Genomic DNA, 17,750 nt, shown 5'->3' on the forward strand with positions numbered 1-17,750 from the left:
GACGCACACCCGGTATCCCTCGTAGGTGCCGTACGGTCTCCGCCCCAGGGTGGGGCCCTGATATCGATGTAAGGGGCAATCTCCACCGGGGTTCTCCACCCCGGCTCCCCTTGCCCGTGCTAGCGATTCCGCGCTAGCTTCAAAGGATGGCGAAGACACAGCTGAACGTCCGGGTGGACGAAGGCACAGCGCGCGCCGCCCGGGAGAGAGCCCTGGAACGGGGGATGAGCGTGAACCGCTACATCGAGGAACTGGTTCGCCAGGACACCGGGGAGGTGGGCCACACCTTCGTGGAGGCCGCCGCCGATTTCATGAAGCAGTACGAGTCCGTCTTCGCCGAGGAGTTCGGCGCGGAGCGTGAAGGCACCAGCGAAGGTCGTCGTTGATCCCTTGAGCAGTCTCCGAGTCGACCTTGCCTGGCTCCTCATGATCGCCGAACAGAAGACACCGGGAGACCCCCAGGTCACCGACTGGGGAGCACTCGTCGCCGCGGTCAGCCGGCACGAGGCGGAGATCCTCGGCATTCCCGTGTACGACAGTCCGCACGCCCGCGCCGCCGCCCTGCTCCAACTCCTGTTGCACGTCCCGGCGCTCGAACGCTCCAACGCGATGTTCGCCTCGGCCGTCGCCTACGCCTATCTCGTCGCCAGCGGCCTGAAGGTCGTCACCTCGCCCGAACAGGTGAGGGAACTGGCACGGCTGGTGAAGAGCGGCGAGGCGACCGTCCACGACATCGCCCACGAACTGCGCCGCTGGAGTCTGTGACCCCGGCGTGGCAGCCCCCTGGGCACGCTCGTCAGTCGAGCTGCCGGTGGGCCGTGCCCAGGACGCAGTACGACGTGGGCAGGCGCGGCCCCTTCTCGGGCATCGACAGCCGCCGGTACGGGCCCAGTTCGAACCCCGCCTCACGCAGCGCGGCGATCGGGTCGCGGGCCACGTGACAGCCGCCGCACAGCCGCGGCCACACCGTGGCGTCCAGGCCCCGCTGGACGGAACCCATGATTCGCCCGCCGCCCTTGCCGTGCTCGAAGAACCGCACGGTGCCGCCCGGGCGCAGCACCCGCCGCACCTCGGACAGGGCCTTCGGCACGTCCCGCACGCTGCACAGCACGAGCGAGAGCACGGCGGCGTCGTACGCCTCGCTCTTGACCGGCAGGGCCTCCGCGGCGCCCGGCGCCACATCGACGGGCACCTCGCAGCGCAGCGCCGCCTCCATCGCCAACTGCCGCAGCAGCCGCTCGGGTTCGATGGCCACGACCTCCGACACGGTGCCCGGGTAGTGGGCGAAGTTCAGGCCGTTGCCCGCGCCGATCTCGATCACCCGCCCGGACAGCCCGGCGAGCAGCCGTTCACGCAACCGGCCCATTCCCAGCCGGGTCTCGGCGCCGACGCTGAGGCGGGCGTAGGAGCGGGCGAACACCGGATGGTGCACGGCCTCCGCGGAGACCTTGCCGGAGTCGGCCGACCGGAGCGGCTTGAACGGCATCTCGGACCTCCCGGGAGACAGGGTTCACCGGAATTGTCCCCCCGGGAAGGCCGCCGCACGCGCGGCGCGTCACCCGGAGGCCGAGTCGACCCCGCCGGGAGCCGCCCGCCCGGGCCGCGGCGGCTCCCAGGCGGGCGCCGTCCGGCCGAGAGCGCCGCGAGAGGTGCCCGCCGAGCCCTGGGCCGGGCCGTGTGGGGTGGGTGACGCGCCCGCCGGGACCGCGGCCTGGTCAGGCCGTGTGCGCCGCCGCGAAGACCCCGGCGTTCCAGCGGCCGCCCAGGCGGTGATCCAGCCAACCCGGCGCCCCGGCACGGAAGTCGGCGGGGGACAGGGCGCCCGCGCCCGCCGGGACGGCGCCCAGCAGGGGAGCCCCGGACACCGCCGGCAGGTCCGCGAGGTTGCAGCGCATCGCCAGATCGGGGGAGTCCGGCCAGCTCCCGATCACGACTCCCGCGAACTCCAGCTCCCGGAGACGCAGTTCACGAGCCGTCAGTTCCGTCGTGTTGAGCGTTCCCAGCCCCGCCGAAGCGACGACCAGCACGGGCGCGTCCAGCATCCGGGCCACGTCCGCGAGCGTCCCGTCCTCGTGGTCGAACCGGACGAGCAGACCGCCCGCGCCCTCGACCAGCACCAGATCGTGCTCGGTGGCGAGCTTCGCCGCGGCCTCCGCCGCCGACCGCGGGGACACCGGCGGCAGTCCGGCCCGCCGGGCGGCCGTCGCGGGTGCCAACGGCTCCGGATAGCGGCCCAGTTCGAGCGTCGTGACGGCACCGGCGAGGCGGGCCACCTCGTCCGCGTCGCCGCGCTCGTCCGGTCGTACACCCGTCTGCGCGGGCTTCAGCACGGCCACGGACCGCCCGGCCGCGAGGGCGGTGGCGGCGACGGCGGCCGTGACGACCGTCTTGCCCACCTCCGTGCCCGTACCCGTGATCACCAGTACCGTCATCTCAGCCCTCCCGCGCCGCGGCGCACACCGCGCGCGTGATCCGTGCCAGGTCCGTGTCGCCGGTGACGTACGGCGGCATCGTGTAGACGAGGTCGCGGAACGGCCGCAGCCAGACCCCCTCGCGTACCGCGGCCGCCGTCGCCGCCTTCATGTCCACCTCGTGGTCGAGCTGGACCACTCCGATCGCGCCGAGCACCCGTACGTCCCGTACGCCCGGAAGCGCGGAGGCCTCCGCGAGACCCTCCGTCAGTCCCGCCTCGATCCGCTTCACCTCGGTCCGCCAGTCCTGCCCGAGCAGCAGGTCGACCGAGGCGCACGCCACCGCGGCGGCCAGCGGATTGCCCATGAACGTCGGGCCGTGCGCCAGCACCGGCACCTCGCCGCGCGAGATGCCGTCGGCCACCCGCGCGGTGCACAGCGTCGCCGCCATCGTCAGATAGCCGCCGGTCAGCGCCTTGCCCACACACATCACGTCGGGGGTCACGCCCGCGTGGTCCGCCGCGAACAGCTCACCCGTACGGCCGAAACCCGTCGCGATCTCGTCGAAGACCAGCAGGACGTCGTGCTCGTCGCAGGCCTCGCGCAGCACCCGCAGATACGCGGGGGAGTGGAAGCGCATCCCGCCCGCGCCCTGCACCACCGGCTCCACGATGACGGCGGCGAGTTCGTCGGCGTGCCGCCCGATCAGCTCGCGCAGATGATCCGCGTACGACTCCTCGTACGCGGCCGGCGGCGCGTCGGCGAACACCTGGCGCTGGAGCACGCCCTGCCACAGCTCGTGCATCCCGCCCTCGGGGTCGCACACCGACATGGGCTGCCAGGTGTCCCCGTGGTAGCCGCCGCGCCAGGTCAGCAGCCGCTGCTTGCCCGGACGGCCGAGCGAGCGCCAGTGCTGAAGGCACATCTTGACGGCGACCTCGACCGAGACCGAGCCGGAGTCGGCGAGGAAGACGTGCTCCAGACCGTCCGGCGAGATGTCGACGAGCCGCTTCGCCAGCCGGACGGCGGGCTCGTGGGTGAGCCCGCCGAACATCACATGGCTCATCCGGTCGAGCTGGCCGCGAGCCGCGTCGTTCAGGACCGGGTGGTTGTAGCCGTGGATGGCCGACCACCAGGACGACATGCCGTCGACCAGCTCGCCCGTACCGTCGGCCAGCCGCAGCCGGACCCCGCTCGCCGACTCCACGACCAGCGGTTCCTGGCGGCCGGGCATGGGCCCGTACGGATGCCAGACATGCCGCCGGTCGAGGTCGAGCAGTTCCCGCGTGGACAGCTCACGCATTGGGCGCGAGATCCGTTCCGGCACCGCGACGGCGTACGGACACCAGGTCCGTACGGGCCTCGGCGGGCGCCTCGGCCGGAGCCACCGGCGCCGAACCGCACACACCGCCGCCCTCGTGGGACCCGCAGCCCCCTTCGGCGTGCGATCCGCATCCGGCCGCCGCGCCGTGCGAACCGCACCCCGCCTCCGCGTGCGATCCGCAGCCGCCGGACGGTGCGCGGTGCTCGGGCAGCGTCACCTCGCCCGCGTTCTCCACCTCGAAACCGGCGTCCGCGATCATCTCCAGGTCGGCCTTGCCCGCCTGGCCCTCGCTGGTGAGGTAGTCACCGAGGAAGATCGAGTTGGCGAGGTTCAGGGCCAGCGGCTGGAGGGTGCGCAGATGCACCTCGCGGCCGCCGGCGATCCGGACCTCCACGTCCGGGCAGACGAAGCGGACCATGGCCAGGATGCGCAGACAGCGCTGCGGGGTGAGGTTCCACTCCTTGGCGAGCGGCGTTCCCTCGAACGGGATCAGGAAGTTCACCGGAACGGAGTCCGGGTCGAGCTCGCGCAGGGCGTAGACGACGTCGACGAGGTCCTCGTCCGACTCGCCCATGCCCGCGATCAGGCCCGAGCAGGCGGACAGCCCCGCCGCGTGCGCCTTCTGGACGGTGTCCACCCGGTCGGCGTACGTGTGGGTGGTCGTGATCTCCCCGTACGTCCCCTCGGACGTGTTCAGGTTGTGGTTGTAGGCGTCCGCGCCGGCCTCGCGCAGCCGCTCGGCCTGGCCGTCGGAGAGCAGACCGAGGCAGGCACAGACCTCGACGTTCTCGTTCTGGTCCTTGATCGCCTTGATCGTGTCGGAGACCCGGTCCACGTCACGGTCCGTCGGACCGCGCCCGCTGGCCACCAGGCAGACCCGCTTGGCGCCCCCGGCCAGCCCGGCCGCCGCGGCCTTGGAGGCCTCCTCCGGCTTGAGCCAGGTGTACTTGAGGATGCCGGCCGTGGAGCCGAGACGCTGCGAGCAGTACGAGCAGTCCTCGGGGCACAGGCCCGACTTCAGGTTGACGAGATAGTTCAGTTTCACCCGTCGGCCGAACCAGTGACGGCGCACCTTGCCGGCCGCGGCCACCACGTCGAGTACGTCGTCGTCGGAGGTGGCCAGTACGGCCAGCGCCTCGTCGCGGGTCGGCAGCTCGCGCCGAAGCCCCTTGTCCACCAGCGTGTTCAGCAGGTCCATGAGGTCCGATCCTGGACCATGCGACCGCTCCCGGCCAAGGAGAGTTTGCACAACAGAGATGGTTCGACGTGTGGGTATTGCCACATCATGCGCCGCCGGAGCGCCCGCTAGGGTCTGTTCACTGCCTACAAAACACCGCCACCGCACCACAGCGAGACCCGGAGGACCCATGGCGTTCGGCTGGATCGACGAGCAGGCCGAGGCACGCCGCCGGGCCGGACTCGTGCGTACGTTGCGCCCGCGCCCCGCCGAGTCCCCGCTCCTCGATCTCGCGAGCAACGACTACCTCGGGCTCGCCCGCCATCCGGAGGTCACCGAGGGCGCGGCCCGTGCCGCACGCCTGTGGGGCGGCGGTGCCACGGGCTCCCGGCTCGTCACCGGCACCACCGAACTCCACACCGAGCTGGAACGCGAACTGGCCGACTTCTGCGGCTTCGAGTCCGCGCTCGTCCTGTCCTCCGGCTACGCGGCCAACCTCGCCGCCGTCACCGCGCTCGCCCCGCACGGCTCACTGATCGTCTCGGACGCGGGCAACCACGCCTCCCTGATCGACGGCTGCCGGCTCGCGCGCGGCACCACACAGGTCGTCCCGCACGCGGACCCCGACGCCGTGCGCAAGGCGCTCGGCACCCACGACGGCCCCGCCGTCACCGTCTCCGACACGGTCTTCTCGGTGGACGGCGACGCGGCCCCGCTCGCCGAACTCGCGCTCGCGTCCCGTGAGTACGGCGCCGGACTCGTCGTCGACGACGCGCACGGGCTCGGGGTCCTGGGCGACGGCGGCAGGGGCGCCGCGCACGCCGCGGGGCTCGCGGGGGACCCGGACGTCGTCGTGACCGTCACGCTGTCCAAGTCGCTCGGCAGCCAGGGCGGCGCGGTCCTCGGCCCGGCGGCCGTGATCGACCACCTGATCAACGCGGCGCGCACCTTCATCTTCGACACCGGCCTGGCGCCGGCGGCGGCGGGCGCGGCGCTCGCGGCCCTGCGCCTGCTGCGCCGTGAGCCGGAGCGGGCCGCTCGGGCGCGCGAGGTGGCCAGGGCGCTGCACGCGCGATTGACGGCGGAGGGTCTCTCCGCGGTACGACCGGATGCCGCGGTCGTCTCCGTGCGGGCACCGTCCCCCGAACGGGCGGTGCGATGGGCGGCCGACTGTCGCGAGGCGGGCCTCGCCGTCGGCTGTTTCCGTCCCCCGTCGGTGCCCGACGGTGTTTCGCGGCTGCGACTGACGGCCCGCGCGGACCTCACCGAGGAGCAGATCGAGCACGCGGTGGACGTGATCAGCCGGAACCGGTGAACCGGTGGAGCGGTCGATCGACGAGCGGGTGGAGCGTTCGGCCGGACAGATGCAGGGGTGGCCGGCCGGTGGTGCGGTGGAGCGGTGAACCGTGCGGGGTCAGTTCAGCCCGGTGATGAACCCCTCCCAGACGTCCGGGGTGAACAGCAGGGCGGGTCCCGCGGTGTTCTTGGAATCGCGCACCGCGACCATTCCGGACCAGGGTCCGGTGCCCGGGCGTGCGGTCTCGACGCAGTTGTTCATCCCGGTACTGCGACTGCTGCGCAGCCAGCGCACATGGAGCAGCGAAGTGCTGGAGGGTACGTACCGAGGCATTGCAGACATGACGTGCCTCCTTACGTGTCGTCGCCTATCGAGGCGATGTAGTCCAACGAGTCCTCGGGTGAAAGGGCGTGGAACTGAAGGGCGTTGAAGGCCTCGGCGTATGCCTGGAGGTCTTCTTTCCGTTCGAGATAGAGGCTACTCGTCAAGTGGTCGAGAACAACCACATCCAGATCGGTTGTGTTCGGAAATGAGAAGATAACGAAAGGGCCGGTCACGCCGATGTGCGCGCCGGCCGCGAACGGCAGTACCTGGAGCCGTACTTGAGGCAGCACGGCGGCCTCCCGCAGCCGGCGGAGCTGGCGTGCCATGACGTCGGGGCCGCCCACCTCACGGCGCAGCACGGCCTCGTCCAGGACGGCGGACAGTTCGAGCGGCGGGTCCGAGCGCAGCACGTCCTGCCGGGCCAGACGCACTTCGACCAGGGCGTCGAGCTTGCTCTCCTCCAGTCCGTCCACGGCGGCCCGCGTCACCGCGCGGGCGTACTCCGGTGTCTGCAGCAGACCGGGCACGACGGAGGTCTCCAGGGTGCGCATCGCGCTGGCGCCGGACTCCAGGCTGATGAAGTCCCGGTACTCCGGCGGGAGGACCCCGCGGTACGCGTGCCACCAGTGGTGGCGGCCGTTGACCTCGGAGCCCGCCAACACGACCAGGAGCCGGCGCAGTTCGGGATCCTCGACGCCGTACGCGTGCAACAGGCGTTCCACATCGGCCGGTTTCACCCCGCTGGTGCCGGTTTCGATGCGGCTCACCTTCGACTGGTGCCAGCCGAGCAGGCGGGCCGCCTCCCCGCTCGTGAGCCCCGTGCCCGCGCGCAGCGCGCGCAGTTCGGCTCCGAGCTTGCGGCGGCGCACCGCGGGACCGTGCTGCATGGCTGTTCTCCTTACTCCTTCCAAGTCGTCCGAATACGCTCTGCCGACGCAGAGTTCACCGCATCGAGCGACAGATATATGCATTACTCGGTGGATCGCACCCGCGACCGGCCCGGTAATGGCAGTCTGGCGCAAGCACCAGTCCGGGACCGTACTCGAACCATCCGCTCGGTGTCGGGCTCCGGTCCCGTGGGAAAGGGACGAACGTCGCCATGGCAGACCATCAGGAAGCATCCGTCACCCTGCCGAGCGAACCGGTCTCGGTTTCCGTGGCCCGAAATTTCGTCGCCGAAGTGCTGTCCGAATGGGGCCTGCCGGGGGACTGCGACGTCGCCGAGACCGTGCGGCTGATCGTGTCGGAACTGGCGACCAACGCCGTGCAGCACACGTTCGGGCAGTCGCCCACCTTCACGGTCGGCGTGCGTCTCGACCGGGAGGAGCGGCTGCTTATCGGGGTCACCGACAGCCATCCGCGCTTTCCGAAGCGGCTGCCCGCGGCCGTCCAGCAGGACAACGGCCGCGGCATGGTGATCATCCGTTGGCTCACCGCCGAATGCGGCGGCAGGCTCACCGTCGTACCGACCCGGGAGGGCGGCAAGACGGTCTCCATCGAGCTCCCGTGGACGGTGCCCGTCCAGCCGGTGCCGGCCGGGTGGCCGCCCCAGGAGCCCTGAGGGGCGCCGCCCCGAGGCGACCGGTCGTCATGGCCCTTGGGGCGGCGGCGGTCGTCAGCGGCCCATTGAGGCCGCGGCGGTCGGCAGTGGCATTGAGGGCGCGGCGGTCGTCAGTGGCCCCGTGAAAGCCGCGGCGGCCATGGTCGGCCCACAGGGGCCGCCCCCGGCCCCGGTCGGCCCGCGAGGGGCCGGGAGGGCGTCACGGCGGCCCTGAGGGCGCTCGCGCCGGGGCGGCGAGGGTCCGCCGCCCCGGGCGAAAGGGTCAGCCGACCCTGCCGTACCAGACGCTTCTCGTCCAGATCTTCTGGAGCTTCACCACTTCCCCGGTCTTCGGGGAGTGCCAGATCTTTCCCTTACCGGCGTAGATGCCGACGTGGTACACGTTCCGGCCCGAGTGGAAGAACACGAGGTCACCGGCCTTGCGGTGCGAGGCCGAGACATGGTGCGTCTTGTTGTACTGGGCCGCGGCCGTACGAGGCAGCTTCTTGCCCGCCTTCTTGTACGAGTAGAGCGTGAGCCCCGAGCAGTCGAAGCGGTGCGGTCCGGTGGCGCCCCACTGGTAGGGGGAGCCGTGCTTCGACGCCGCGACCTGGAGTGCCCGCGTCGCGACGGTGGCCGCCTCGGCGTCTGGTGCGACACCGGGAACCACCAGGCTGCCGCCGACGGCGGCAAGTGTGAGCGCCGAGGCCGTACCGGCCCGGGTCCACAGCGACGGGACACGATTGAGCGCAGTCATGCGCAACCCTTCGTCAGCCGCCTGTGAAGGATGACCTGTCGGATTCGGGCTGGCGAAGTTGCCCGGCCGCTGCTGCGGCTTCACCCCAAGGGCCGCCCGGAACTGTTCCGGCGACCCGTCTAGCTGGGTCCTCCACTCCTGCCGATCCACTCCTGTCGACCGGGCATCCGGGCGGCGGCAGGACTCGGCGTCCGCCCGGACCGCCCCGCCGCTGTGGCGGGGGCTTGTCGTCGGAAGGGATCTTCACTCATCAGAGTCGGAAAATCCGAGCGGAACCGGTGTTTTGTGGGCTTACTCACCACTCGACTGTTCGAGTGAACACCCCTCCGTTCGAGCACGTGTTGGGGACGGCGATGAGGCCCGCACCTGCGACGACGGGGCCCATCCGGCGTCCGGACTCAGCGTGTTGCGCAACTCGGAGGGGTCAGGGAAGGGACCGATGAATACGCCGTCAGGGGGTACACCATCCGGTCCGTTTGAGTCGTGGTCCGGACGTCATGCCGCTTCGGCGCGGGCCGGCCCGTCGGTGGGGGTCCGTCAACTTCCGGACTCGGGAGGCACCGTGACCCGGGCCGCCCGCCGCTCTCCGCCGAGCACCCGCAGGGCCTGCGCCAGCGTCGGGGCGTGCACCTCGCTCTCGCCCCGCTGATGCATCAGCGTGAGCGCGTCCCGCAGGGCCTCCGCCTTGCCGACCAGTGCCTGAGCCGCCCTCAGGCCGCGATAGGTGTCTCCGGGGCGGGAGGGGTTGATCCGGCCGAGGAGGTCGACGACGTCGAGATAGCGGTCGATGAGTTCGGCCTCCGCGCGGGTCAGCGCGGGCAGCGGGGGAAGGTCCGGGATCATCGGCCGCTCACCTCGCGCCGGGCGTGTCGAGCGCGGACCTGCGGCTCGGGACGATCCGGTCGATCAGCCCGTAGGCCAGGGCCTCCGGCGCGTCGAGGATCCTGTCGCGCTCGATGTCCGCCGCGACCTGCTCCGGACTCCGGCCCGTGTGGCGCCCGAGCATCTCCTCCAGCGTCCGACGGGTCCGCAGCAACTCCTCGGCCTGGATGAGCAGGTCGCTCGCCTGGCCCTGGAGCGGCTCGGCCGCCGACGGCTGGTGGAGCAGGAAGCGGGCCCCCGGCAGTGCGAGCCGCTTGCCCGGAGTGCCGCCCGCCACCAGTACGGCCGCGGCCGAGGCCGCCCGGCCCAGGCAGACCGTCTCGACGTCGCAGGTGACGAACCGCATCGTGTCGTAGATCGCGGTCATCGCGGCGAAGGAGCCGCCGGGGGAGTTGATGTACAGCGAGATGTCCTGCTCGGGCGCCTGGTGTTCGAGGTACATGAACTGGGCCGTCACGTCGTTCGCCGACGTGTCGTCGATCGGCGTCCCGAGGAACACGATCCGCTCGCTGAGCAGCTTCGCGTACGGGTCCAGGGTCCGGTGTCCCGCGCTCGTGCGTTCCGTGAACTCGGGCAGGACATAGCGGGCGGACGGGCTGTCCATGGCGCGCCTCCTCAGATCGACGTCTGTAAAAAATGTACAGGACGTACGTCTCTGTGGAAGAGGGCCCTGCTGAGAGCAGAAACGGCGGCATGCCCGGACGGGAAGGTGGCCGAGGGTGCCGTGCGGGGGCCTGCCGGCGGGATCTCGCGCCCCGCGGAGTGCGGGAGGCCCGGTCTAAGCTGGACGTCATGGCCTACGAGATTCCGGTGACGCAAGCCAGGGCTGAGCTCGCCGAACTGATCAACCGCGTCGTGTACGGCGGTGAGCGCGTCGTCGTGACGCGGCACGGCAAGCCACTCGTCGCCCTGGTCTCCGCGGCCGACCTGGAGCGCCTCGAAGATCTCCCGGAGCCGGCGGACGACCAGGTGGTCAGCTCGCTGTCCAGCGTCCGCGAGGTGGCCTCGGCGCCCCGCGAGCACCAGCGGTTCGGCATCGCCGCGGAGCACCGGGGGCCCAGCGCCTCCTGACCGCCTCCCGAGCGTCGTGTGACCGTGCCCGCCGCTCCCTTCCCCCGTCGACTCGATGCATGGTGTGTCCCTTCGTCGACTCGATGCATGGCGTGCCGTCCCGCTCTCCGTGTCGACTCGGCGGCTTCCCCGCCGTCCCGGCTGCCGGTGACGGCTCGGTGCCTCGCGCGGCACACCTCCGTGGCTCGTGCCGCACGCCGTATACGGTCCGGCCCCCGACGGCCTCGCGGTGGTCCGGGGTGATCCCGGGGCCCGGGGCGGAAGAACGGGGCAAGCGGGGCGGCATCGCGGACCCGGGAGCGTTCCTCGGCCGGGCCGGAAGGAGAGCGCGGGCCGGTTAACGTCCTCGAAACTCCGGCCAACTAGCGTGCCCATCCATGCCACCAGGGGTTTCGGTGGCCGCGGCCACCGGGCCCCGCACGGCCCGGAGCGAGGATGTGAGGTGGGACGTCGTGCAACTGACCCCGCACGAGCAGGAGAGGCTGCTGATCCATGTGGCGGCCGATGTCGCCGAGAAGCGCCGGGCCCGTGGGCTGAAACTGAACCACCCCGAGGCCGTCGCCCTGATCACCTCGCACATCCTCGAAGGCGCCCGTGACGGCCGTACCGTCGCCGAACTGATGTCCTCCGGGCGCAAGATCCTCACCCGGGACGACGTCATGACGGGCATCCCCGAGATGATCCACGACGTCCAGGTCGAGGCCACCTTCCCGGACGGCACCAAGCTCGTCACCGTCCACGACCCGATCGTCTGACGGAGGGGAGCGCCGTGATTCCCGGAGAGTTCCTGTTCGCCGACGGACCCGTCGTGTTCAACGAGGGGCGTGAGACCACCCGGCTGACCGTCCTCAACGCCGCCGACCGCCCCGTCCAGGTCGGTTCCCACTACCACTTCGCCGAGGCCAATCCCGGTCTGGACTTCGACCGCGCGGCCGCCCGCGGCAAGCGGCTCAACGTCGCCGCCGGGACCGCCGTGCGCTTCGAGCCCGGGATCCCGGTCGAGGTCGAACTCGTCCCGCTCGCCGGCGCCCGCGTGGTGCCCGGACTGCGCGGGGAGACCGGAGGTGCCCTCGATGCCTGAGATCTCGCGTGCCGCGTACGCCGATCTGTTCGGTCCGACCACCGGCGACCGCATCCGCCTCGCCGACACGGACCTGCTGATCGAGATCGAGGAGGACCGCTCGGGCGGGCCCGGCCTCGCCGGTGACGAGGCGGTGTTCGGCGGGGGCAAGGTCATCCGGGAATCCATGGGCCAGTCACGCGCCACGCGCGCCGACGGCACCCCGGACACCGTCGTCACCGGCGTCGTGATCGTCGACCACTGGGGGATCGTCAAGGCCGACGTCGGCATCCGCGACGGCCGCATCTCCGGCATCGGCAAGGCCGGCAACCCCGACACCATGGACGGCGTCCATCCCGACCTGGTGATCGGACCCGAGACCGAGATCATCGCGGGCAACGGACGGATCATGACCGCGGGCGCCATCGACGCCCACGTCCATCTGATCTGTCCGCAGATCGCCGACGAGGCCCTCGCCTCCGGCATCACGACGCTCGTCGGCGGTGGCACGGGTCCCGCCGAGGGCTCCAAGGCGACCACCGTCACCCCCGGCCCCTGGCATCTGGCGCGGATGCTGGAGGCGATGGAGGGGTATCCGGTCAACTTCGGTCTGCTCGGCAAGGGCAACACCGTCTCCCACGAGGCGATGCTCTCGCAGATCCGCGGCGGCGCGCTCGGGCTGAAGATCCACGAGGACTGGGGCTCGACACCCGCCGCGATCGACGCCGCGCTCACCGTCGCCGACCGCACCGGCATCCAGGTCGCCATCCACACCGACACCCTGAACGAAGCCGGGTTCGTCGCCGACACCCTCGCCGCCATCGCCGGACGCGGAATCCACGCATACCACACGGAGGGCGCGGGCGGCGGGCACGCGCCGGACATCATGACCGTGGTCTCCGAGCCGTACGTCCTGCCCAGCTCGACCAACCCGACCCGGCCCTACACCGTCAACACGGCCGAGGAACACCTCGACATGCTGATGGTCTGCCACCACCTGAACCCCGCGGTGCCCGAGGACCTGGCCTTCGCCGAGTCCCGCATCCGGCCGTCCACCATCGGGGCCGAGGACATACTCCACGACCTCGGGGCCATCTCGATCATCTCCTCCGACTCCCAGGCCATGGGCCGCGTCGGCGAGGTGATCATGCGGACCTGGCAGACGGCCCACGTGATGAAGCGACGCCGGGGCGCCCTGCCGGGCGACGGCCGTGCCGACAACCATCGGGTACGTCGCTATGTCGCCAAATACACCATCAACCCGGCGCTCGCGCAGGGACTCGCCCGCGAGATCGGCTCGGTGGAGACCGGCAAGCTCGCCGACCTGGTCCTGTGGGAGCCGGCGTTCTTCGGGGTCAAACCGCATCTCGTCGTCAAGGGCGGGCAGATCGCGTACGCGCAGATGGGCGACGCCAACGCCTCCATCCCGACCCCGCAACCGGTGCTGCCCCGGCCGATGTTCGGGGCGATCGGGCGGGCTCCCGCCGCGAACTCGTTCAACTTCGTGGCACCGCTGGCCATCGAGGACGGACTGCCGGAACGGCTCTCGCTGGGCAAGCGGTTCGTCGCCATCGAGTCCACGCGGGCGGTGACCAAGGCCGACATGCGGGAGAACGCTGCCCGGCCCGACGTGCGGATCGACCCCGACAGCTTCGCCGTGCACATCGACGGGGAGCTCGTCGAGGCGACTCCGGCCGCCGAACTGCCCATGGCCCAGCGTTACTTCCTCTTCTGATGTCCAGGGCAGCACTTCTCGTCCTGGCCGACGGGCGCTTCCCCGCCGGAGGGCACGCGCACTCCGGCGGGGCCGAGGCCGCGGTCAAGGCCGGGCGGATCACCGGAGCGGCGAGCCTGGAGGACTTCTGCCGAGGCCGGCTGCACACGAGCGGACTCGTCTCGGCCGCGCTGGCCGCGGCGGGCGCGCTCGGGGTCGATCCGGTGGCCCTGGACGCGGCCGCCGACGCCCGCACACCCTCGCTCGCCCTGCGGGTCGCGGCGCGCCGTCTGGGCCGGCAGCTCCTGCGGGCCGCGAGGGCGACCTGGCCGTCCCCCGAACTCGACGCGCTGGCGCGGGAGTTCCCCAAGGGTGCCCATCAGCCGGTCGTGCTGGGGGTGACCGCGCGGGCCGCCGGTCTCGGGCCCGAGGACGCCGCGTACTGCTCCGCGTACGAGTGCGTCAGCGGGCCCGCGTCGGCGACGGTGCGGTTGCTGAGCCTCGACCCGTTCGACGCGACGGCCGCGCTGGCCCGGCTCGCGCCGGAACTGGACGTCGTCGCCCACGCGGCGGCGAGTGCGGCGCGGCGGGTCCTCGACGACGGGGTCGAGGCGCTTCCCGCGGCGTCGGCACCGCTGCTGGAGATCGGCGCGGAGGCGCACGCGGCCTGGCCGGTACGACTGTTCGCGTCCTGACGGCCGCACGCTCTCCGGCGACCACGTTCTCCGGCCGCCGGGCACCTCCCCTGACCGCCGGAAGCCCGAGAACGCCGCATCGGCCGACCGGTGGCGTCAGCCGGTCAGCCAGTCACCCGGTCAGCCGGCAACCGGTCCGCCGGTCCGCAGGTCAGGCCGTCGACGGGTGGCCGGTCGCCCGACCGCCCGGCTCCCCGAGCGGCCGTCGGCGGTCCGCTCCCCGAACTCGATTCCCCCCAGCCCGACGAAGTTGGAGTCGCACCGTGCATCTCGATCACACTCACCACGGACCGTCCGCCGTCAGCGCCGACGCCCGTAGGCCCGACGGCAGGCGGCGTGCCCTGCGCATCGGGCTCGGCGGCCCCGTCGGCTCCGGGAAGACGGCGACCGTCGCCGCGCTCTGCCGGGCGCTGCGCGACGAACTGTCCCTCGCCGTCGTCACCAACGACATCTACACCCGTGAGGACGCCGAGTTCCTGCTGCGGGAGGCGGTACTGCCCCCCGAACGAATCACCGCCGTCGAGACCGGCGCCTGTCCGCACACCGCGATCCGGGACGACATCTCCGCCAACCTCGAAGCGGTCGAGGACCTGGAGGACGAGATCGGCCCGCTGGATCTGATCCTCGTGGAGTCCGGCGGCGACAACCTCACCGCGACCTTCTCCAAGGGCCTCGTCGACGCCCAGATCTTCGTGATCGACGTCGCGGGCGGGGACGACATCCCCCGCAAGGGCGGACCCGGAGTCACGACGGCCGACCTGCTCGTCGTGAACAAGACCGACCTGGCGCCGTACGTGGGCTCCGACCTCGGACGGATGGCGGCCGACGCCAAGGCGCAGCGGGACGGACTTCCCGTGGTCTTCCAGTCGTTGCGCACGGAGGCCGGCGTCACCGCGGTCGCCGACTGGGTGCGGGAACGGCTCGCGGAGTGGACCGCGTGACGACGGCGGGAGTCCGCGCCACCGCGCGGATCGAGGCCAGGGACGACGGCCGCGGCGGGACCTCGCTGCCCGTGCTGGAGGGAGAGGGGCCGCTCGCCCTGCGCCGGGTCCGAAGCGGTGGGCCGGAGACGCGCGTGATGCTCGTCGGGGCGATGAGCGGACCGCTCGGCGGCGATCACCTCGCCGTCGAGGCCCGGGTCGGTCCGGGCGCGCGTCTGCGGGTCGGCTCGGCCGCCGCCACCATCGCGCTGCCCGGACAGGCCAAGGGGGAGGCCCGCTACGACATGCGCCTCGACGTCGCCGACGGAGGTGAACTGTGGTGGCTGCCCGAGCAGTTGATCTCGGCCGGCGGCAGCGACCTGTCCGTCTCCTCGCGCATCGAACTGCGGGGCGGTGCCCGGCTCGTCCTGCGTGAGGAGCAGGTGCTCGGGCGCGTGGGCGAGGACCCCGGGCGGCTGACCAGCCGTCTCACCGTGCGATGCGACGGACGGGCCCTGCTCGACCAGGAGGTGGCGTGCGGCCCCGGCGCGCCCGGGGGCTGGGACGGGCCCGCCGTCCTCGCGGGGCATCGGGCACTCGGCCAACTGGTGATCGTAAGACCGGAGTTCGAGAAGCACCCGCCGGCGGCACGACCGCTCGGGGAGTACGCCGCGCTCACCCCGCTCGCCGGACCCGCCGTGCTCGTGACGGCGCTGGCCCCCGACGCGCTACTGCTGAGACGGGTGCTGGACGAGGCGTTGCGTGAATTGACGTGACGTCAATTGTGTTGCCCGGAAGAGTTGTTCACGTCGTGCCGACCGCTCACCGGAACATGCCGTACCGGCTATCGGATTGGTAAAGAACACCGGTCGCGTCTGTTCCCAGGGACCTCACAGCCGAAAGGATCCCCGTACCAATCGCAATCATGTACGGGGAGGTCACACTTGAGGTCCAAGAGACCGACAAAGCGCGTGGCGGCACTGGGTTCGGCCGGTGTGCTCGTCACGGCGACCCTGATAGCCGGGGCCGTCGCGGCGCCGTCGGCCACCGCCGACTCGCGGCACGGCCACGACTACGGGCAGAGCCGCGAGCAGCACGGCGCGGCCGTGGCCGCCGAGCGGGCCGCCAAGGCCGGGATCGACTGGCAGGACTGCCCGGCCGACTGGGGCTTCGAGAAGCCGATCCAGTGCGGCTGGGTGAGCGTGCCGCTGGACTACGCCCACCCCTACGGCAAGCAGCTCAAGCTGGCCGTGGACCGCATCGGGAACACCGGTACCAAGGAGGAGCGCCAGGGAGCGCTCGTCTACAACCCGGGCGGCCCCGGCGGTTCCGGCATGCGCTTCCCGCGCCGTGTCACCACCAAGGCCCCGCTGTGGGTGAACACCGCCAAGGCGTACGACTTCGTGGGCTTCGACCCGCGCGGAGTCGGCCACTCGGCGCCCATCTCCTGCATCGACCCGCAGGAGTTCGTCAAGGCGCCCAAGGCGGACCCGGTCCCGGACTCCGAGGCCGACAAGCGGGCCCAGCGCAAGCTGGCCGCGGAGTACGCCGACGGCTGCGCCGAGCGCAGCGGCAAGGCCGTGCTGGCGCAGATGACCACGCCCAACACGGCACGCGACCTCGACGTCATCCGGGCCGCGCTCGGTGAGAAGAAGCTCAACTACCTCGGCGTCTCGTACGGCACCTACCTGGGAGCCGTCTACGGCACGCTCTTCCCGGGCCACGTGCGCCGCATGATCGTCGACAGCGTCGTCAACCCGTCGCGCGAGAACATCTGGTACCAGGCCAACCTGGAGCAGGACATCGCCTTCGAGGGCCGCTGGAAGGACTGGGAGGACTGGGTCGCCAAGAACGACGCGGCCTTCCACCTCGGCGACACCCGCGCCAAGGTGCAGGACCAGTGGCTGAAGCTGCGCGCCACCGCGAAGAAGGCCCCGCTGGGCGGCGTCGTCGGCCCCGCCGAGCTGATCTCCTTCTTCCAGAGCGCCCCGTACTACGATTCCTCGTGGGTGCCGACCGCCTCGGTGTTCAGCAAGTACGTCGCCGGTGACACCCAGGCGCTCGTCGACGCCGCGTCCCCCGACCTGTCGGACACGGCGGGCAACATCTCCTCGGAGAACGGGAACGCCGTGTACACGGCCGTCGAGTGCACCGACGCGCAGTGGCCCACGAGCTGGCGGAAGTGGGACCGGGACAACACGCGGCTCAACGCCCAGTACCCGTTCATGACCTGGGCCAACGCGTGGATGAACCTTCCGTGCGCCACCTGGCCGGTCAAGCAGCAGACCCCGGTGGAGGTGAAGACCGGTAAGGGCCTGCCCGCCGTCCTCATCGTCCAGTCCACCAATGACGCCGCCACGCCGTACGCCGGCGCCGTCGAACTGCACAAGCGGTTCAAGGGCTCCCGCCTCATCACCGAGCAGGGCGCGGGCTCGCACGGTGTGACCGGACTGGTCAACCCGTGCATCAACGGGCGGGTGGACTCCTACCTGCTCACCGGCAAGACGGACGCCGCCGACGTGACGTGCACGCCGCACGCCACGCCGCAGCCGTAGTCCCGACAGCACGAGGGGGCGGC

At 71.6% G+C, this 17,750-nt stretch carries 21 protein-coding genes and 1 riboswitch; of the genes, 12 read left to right on the forward strand and 9 right to left on the reverse strand.

Features of this window, described 5'->3' with window-relative positions:
* Window positions 1–146: 146 nt before the first annotated feature.
* Together ACZ4TO_RS15705 and ACZ4TO_RS15710 are read left to right on the forward strand one after the other, a co-directional pair.
* Window positions 147–386, forward strand: coding sequence for a toxin-antitoxin system HicB family antitoxin (locus tag ACZ4TO_RS15705; RefSeq protein WP_339127977.1), 240 nt, complete (start codon window positions 147–149; stop codon window positions 384–386).
* A gap of 4 nt (window positions 387–390) precedes the next feature.
* Entirely contained in the window at window positions 391–765 is a 375-nt protein-coding gene (locus tag ACZ4TO_RS15710) for a fic family toxin-antitoxin system, toxin component (protein WP_382787151.1), read from the forward strand.
* A gap of 31 nt (window positions 766–796) precedes the next feature.
* Here the strand turns inward: ACZ4TO_RS15710 and ACZ4TO_RS15715 are convergent, their stop codons facing one another.
* The 4 genes from ACZ4TO_RS15715 to bioB all read right to left on the reverse strand — a co-directional run bounded on the left by ACZ4TO_RS15715 (window position 797) and on the right by bioB (window position 4,933).
* Complete coding sequence (locus ACZ4TO_RS15715) at window positions 797–1,486, reverse strand: class I SAM-dependent methyltransferase (protein WP_468024430.1); 690 nt, start codon at window positions 1,484–1,486, stop codon at window positions 797–799.
* Window positions 1,487–1,715: 229 nt separating this feature from the next.
* Complete coding sequence (gene bioD / locus ACZ4TO_RS15720; protein ID WP_467848554.1) at window positions 1,716–2,432, reverse strand: dethiobiotin synthase; 717 nt, start codon at window positions 2,430–2,432, stop codon at window positions 1,716–1,718.
* Between the two features lies 1 nt (window position 2,433).
* Window positions 2,434–3,714, reverse strand: coding sequence for an adenosylmethionine--8-amino-7-oxononanoate transaminase (locus tag ACZ4TO_RS15725; RefSeq protein ID WP_382787142.1), 1,281 nt, complete (start codon window positions 3,712–3,714; stop codon window positions 2,434–2,436).
* Window positions 3,707–4,933, reverse strand: coding sequence for a biotin synthase BioB (bioB, locus tag ACZ4TO_RS15730; protein WP_382787139.1), 1,227 nt, complete (start codon window positions 4,931–4,933; stop codon window positions 3,707–3,709). The genes ACZ4TO_RS15725 and bioB overlap by 8 nt, the downstream gene beginning before the upstream one ends.
* A 169-nt stretch (window positions 4,934–5,102) precedes the next feature.
* Between bioB and ACZ4TO_RS15735 the strand changes: the two genes are divergently transcribed.
* On the forward strand, window positions 5,103–6,227 hold the full coding sequence (locus ACZ4TO_RS15735; protein WP_382787136.1) for an 8-amino-7-oxononanoate synthase: 1,125 nt from the start codon (window positions 5,103–5,105) through the stop codon (window positions 6,225–6,227).
* Window positions 6,228–6,326: 99 nt separating this feature from the next.
* On the opposite strand, the gene ACZ4TO_RS15740 is transcribed toward ACZ4TO_RS15735, so the two are convergent.
* Both ACZ4TO_RS15740 and ACZ4TO_RS15745 read right to left on the reverse strand, forming a co-directional pair.
* Window positions 6,327–6,551 (reverse strand): DUF397 domain-containing protein, encoded by a 225-nt coding sequence (locus ACZ4TO_RS15740; protein WP_385040250.1) that lies wholly within the window; start codon window positions 6,549–6,551, stop codon window positions 6,327–6,329.
* Window positions 6,552–6,562: 11 nt separating this feature from the next.
* Window positions 6,563–7,420, reverse strand: a complete 858-nt coding sequence (locus ACZ4TO_RS15745; RefSeq protein ID WP_382787130.1) for a helix-turn-helix domain-containing protein — start codon at window positions 7,418–7,420, stop codon at window positions 6,563–6,565.
* A 212-nt stretch (window positions 7,421–7,632) separates the two neighbouring features.
* Between ACZ4TO_RS15745 and ACZ4TO_RS15750 the strand changes: the two genes are divergently transcribed.
* Window positions 7,633–8,094 carry an ATP-binding protein gene (locus ACZ4TO_RS15750; RefSeq protein ID WP_468024431.1) on the forward strand — a complete coding sequence of 154 codons (462 nt, stop codon included), beginning with the start codon at window positions 7,633–7,635 and terminating at the stop codon, window positions 8,092–8,094.
* Window positions 8,095–8,356: 262 nt separating this feature from the next.
* On the opposite strand, the gene ACZ4TO_RS15755 is transcribed toward ACZ4TO_RS15750, so the two are convergent.
* From ACZ4TO_RS15755 to ACZ4TO_RS15765, 3 genes are all read right to left on the reverse strand, one after another.
* Complete coding sequence (locus tag ACZ4TO_RS15755; protein WP_351865790.1) at window positions 8,357–8,830, reverse strand: C40 family peptidase; 474 nt, start codon at window positions 8,828–8,830, stop codon at window positions 8,357–8,359.
* Window positions 8,831–8,833: 3 nt separating this feature from the next.
* Window positions 8,834–9,006, reverse strand: a riboswitch (cyclic di-AMP (ydaO/yuaA leader).
* Between the two features lie 361 nt (window positions 9,007–9,367).
* Window positions 9,368–9,673: a hypothetical protein gene (locus tag ACZ4TO_RS15760; RefSeq protein ID WP_382787124.1), complete on the reverse strand. Its 306-nt coding sequence runs from the start codon at window positions 9,671–9,673 to the stop codon at window positions 9,368–9,370.
* 7 nt (window positions 9,674–9,680) lie between these two features.
* On the reverse strand, window positions 9,681–10,316 hold the full coding sequence (locus ACZ4TO_RS15765; protein ID WP_382787122.1) for an ATP-dependent Clp protease proteolytic subunit: 636 nt from the start codon (window positions 10,314–10,316) through the stop codon (window positions 9,681–9,683).
* A gap of 188 nt (window positions 10,317–10,504) precedes the next feature.
* Here ACZ4TO_RS15765 and ACZ4TO_RS15770 point away from each other — a divergent pair, with 188 nt between their 5' ends.
* The 8 genes from ACZ4TO_RS15770 (at window position 10,505) to ACZ4TO_RS15805 (ending at window position 17,727) form a co-directional block, all read left to right on the forward strand.
* On the forward strand, window positions 10,505–10,783 hold the full coding sequence (locus tag ACZ4TO_RS15770) for a type II toxin-antitoxin system Phd/YefM family antitoxin (RefSeq protein ID WP_382787120.1): 279 nt from the start codon (window positions 10,505–10,507) through the stop codon (window positions 10,781–10,783).
* 452 nt (window positions 10,784–11,235) lie between these two features.
* Window positions 11,236–11,538 (forward strand): urease subunit gamma, encoded by a 303-nt coding sequence (locus ACZ4TO_RS15775; protein ID WP_326789136.1) that lies wholly within the window; start codon window positions 11,236–11,238, stop codon window positions 11,536–11,538.
* Window positions 11,539–11,552: 14 nt separating this feature from the next.
* The gene (locus ACZ4TO_RS15780; RefSeq protein ID WP_382787114.1) at window positions 11,553–11,864 is read left to right on the forward strand and encodes an urease subunit beta; all 312 of its coding nucleotides are present in this window, start codon (window positions 11,553–11,555) and stop codon (window positions 11,862–11,864) included.
* Window positions 11,857–13,578, forward strand: a complete 1,722-nt coding sequence (locus ACZ4TO_RS15785) for an urease subunit alpha (RefSeq protein ID WP_385040236.1) — start codon at window positions 11,857–11,859, stop codon at window positions 13,576–13,578. Before ACZ4TO_RS15780 ends, ACZ4TO_RS15785 begins: the two co-directional genes overlap by 8 nt.
* Complete coding sequence (locus tag ACZ4TO_RS15790) at window positions 13,578–14,252, forward strand: urease accessory protein UreF (protein WP_385040233.1); 675 nt, start codon at window positions 13,578–13,580, stop codon at window positions 14,250–14,252. Before ACZ4TO_RS15785 ends, ACZ4TO_RS15790 begins: the two co-directional genes overlap by 1 nt.
* A gap of 263 nt (window positions 14,253–14,515) precedes the next feature.
* Window positions 14,516–15,193, forward strand: coding sequence for an urease accessory protein UreG (gene ureG / locus ACZ4TO_RS15795; protein WP_385040230.1), 678 nt, complete (start codon window positions 14,516–14,518; stop codon window positions 15,191–15,193).
* Entirely contained in the window at window positions 15,190–15,948 is a 759-nt protein-coding gene (locus ACZ4TO_RS15800; RefSeq protein WP_468024432.1) for an urease accessory protein UreD, read from the forward strand. The genes ureG and ACZ4TO_RS15800 overlap by 4 nt, the downstream gene beginning before the upstream one ends.
* A gap of 168 nt (window positions 15,949–16,116) precedes the next feature.
* Window positions 16,117–17,727, forward strand: coding sequence for an alpha/beta hydrolase (locus ACZ4TO_RS15805; protein WP_382787096.1), 1,611 nt, complete (start codon window positions 16,117–16,119; stop codon window positions 17,725–17,727).
* The last annotated feature ends 23 nt before the right edge of the window (window positions 17,728–17,750 follow it).

This window comes from Streptomyces sp. NPDC028298, from assembly GCF_055565895.1.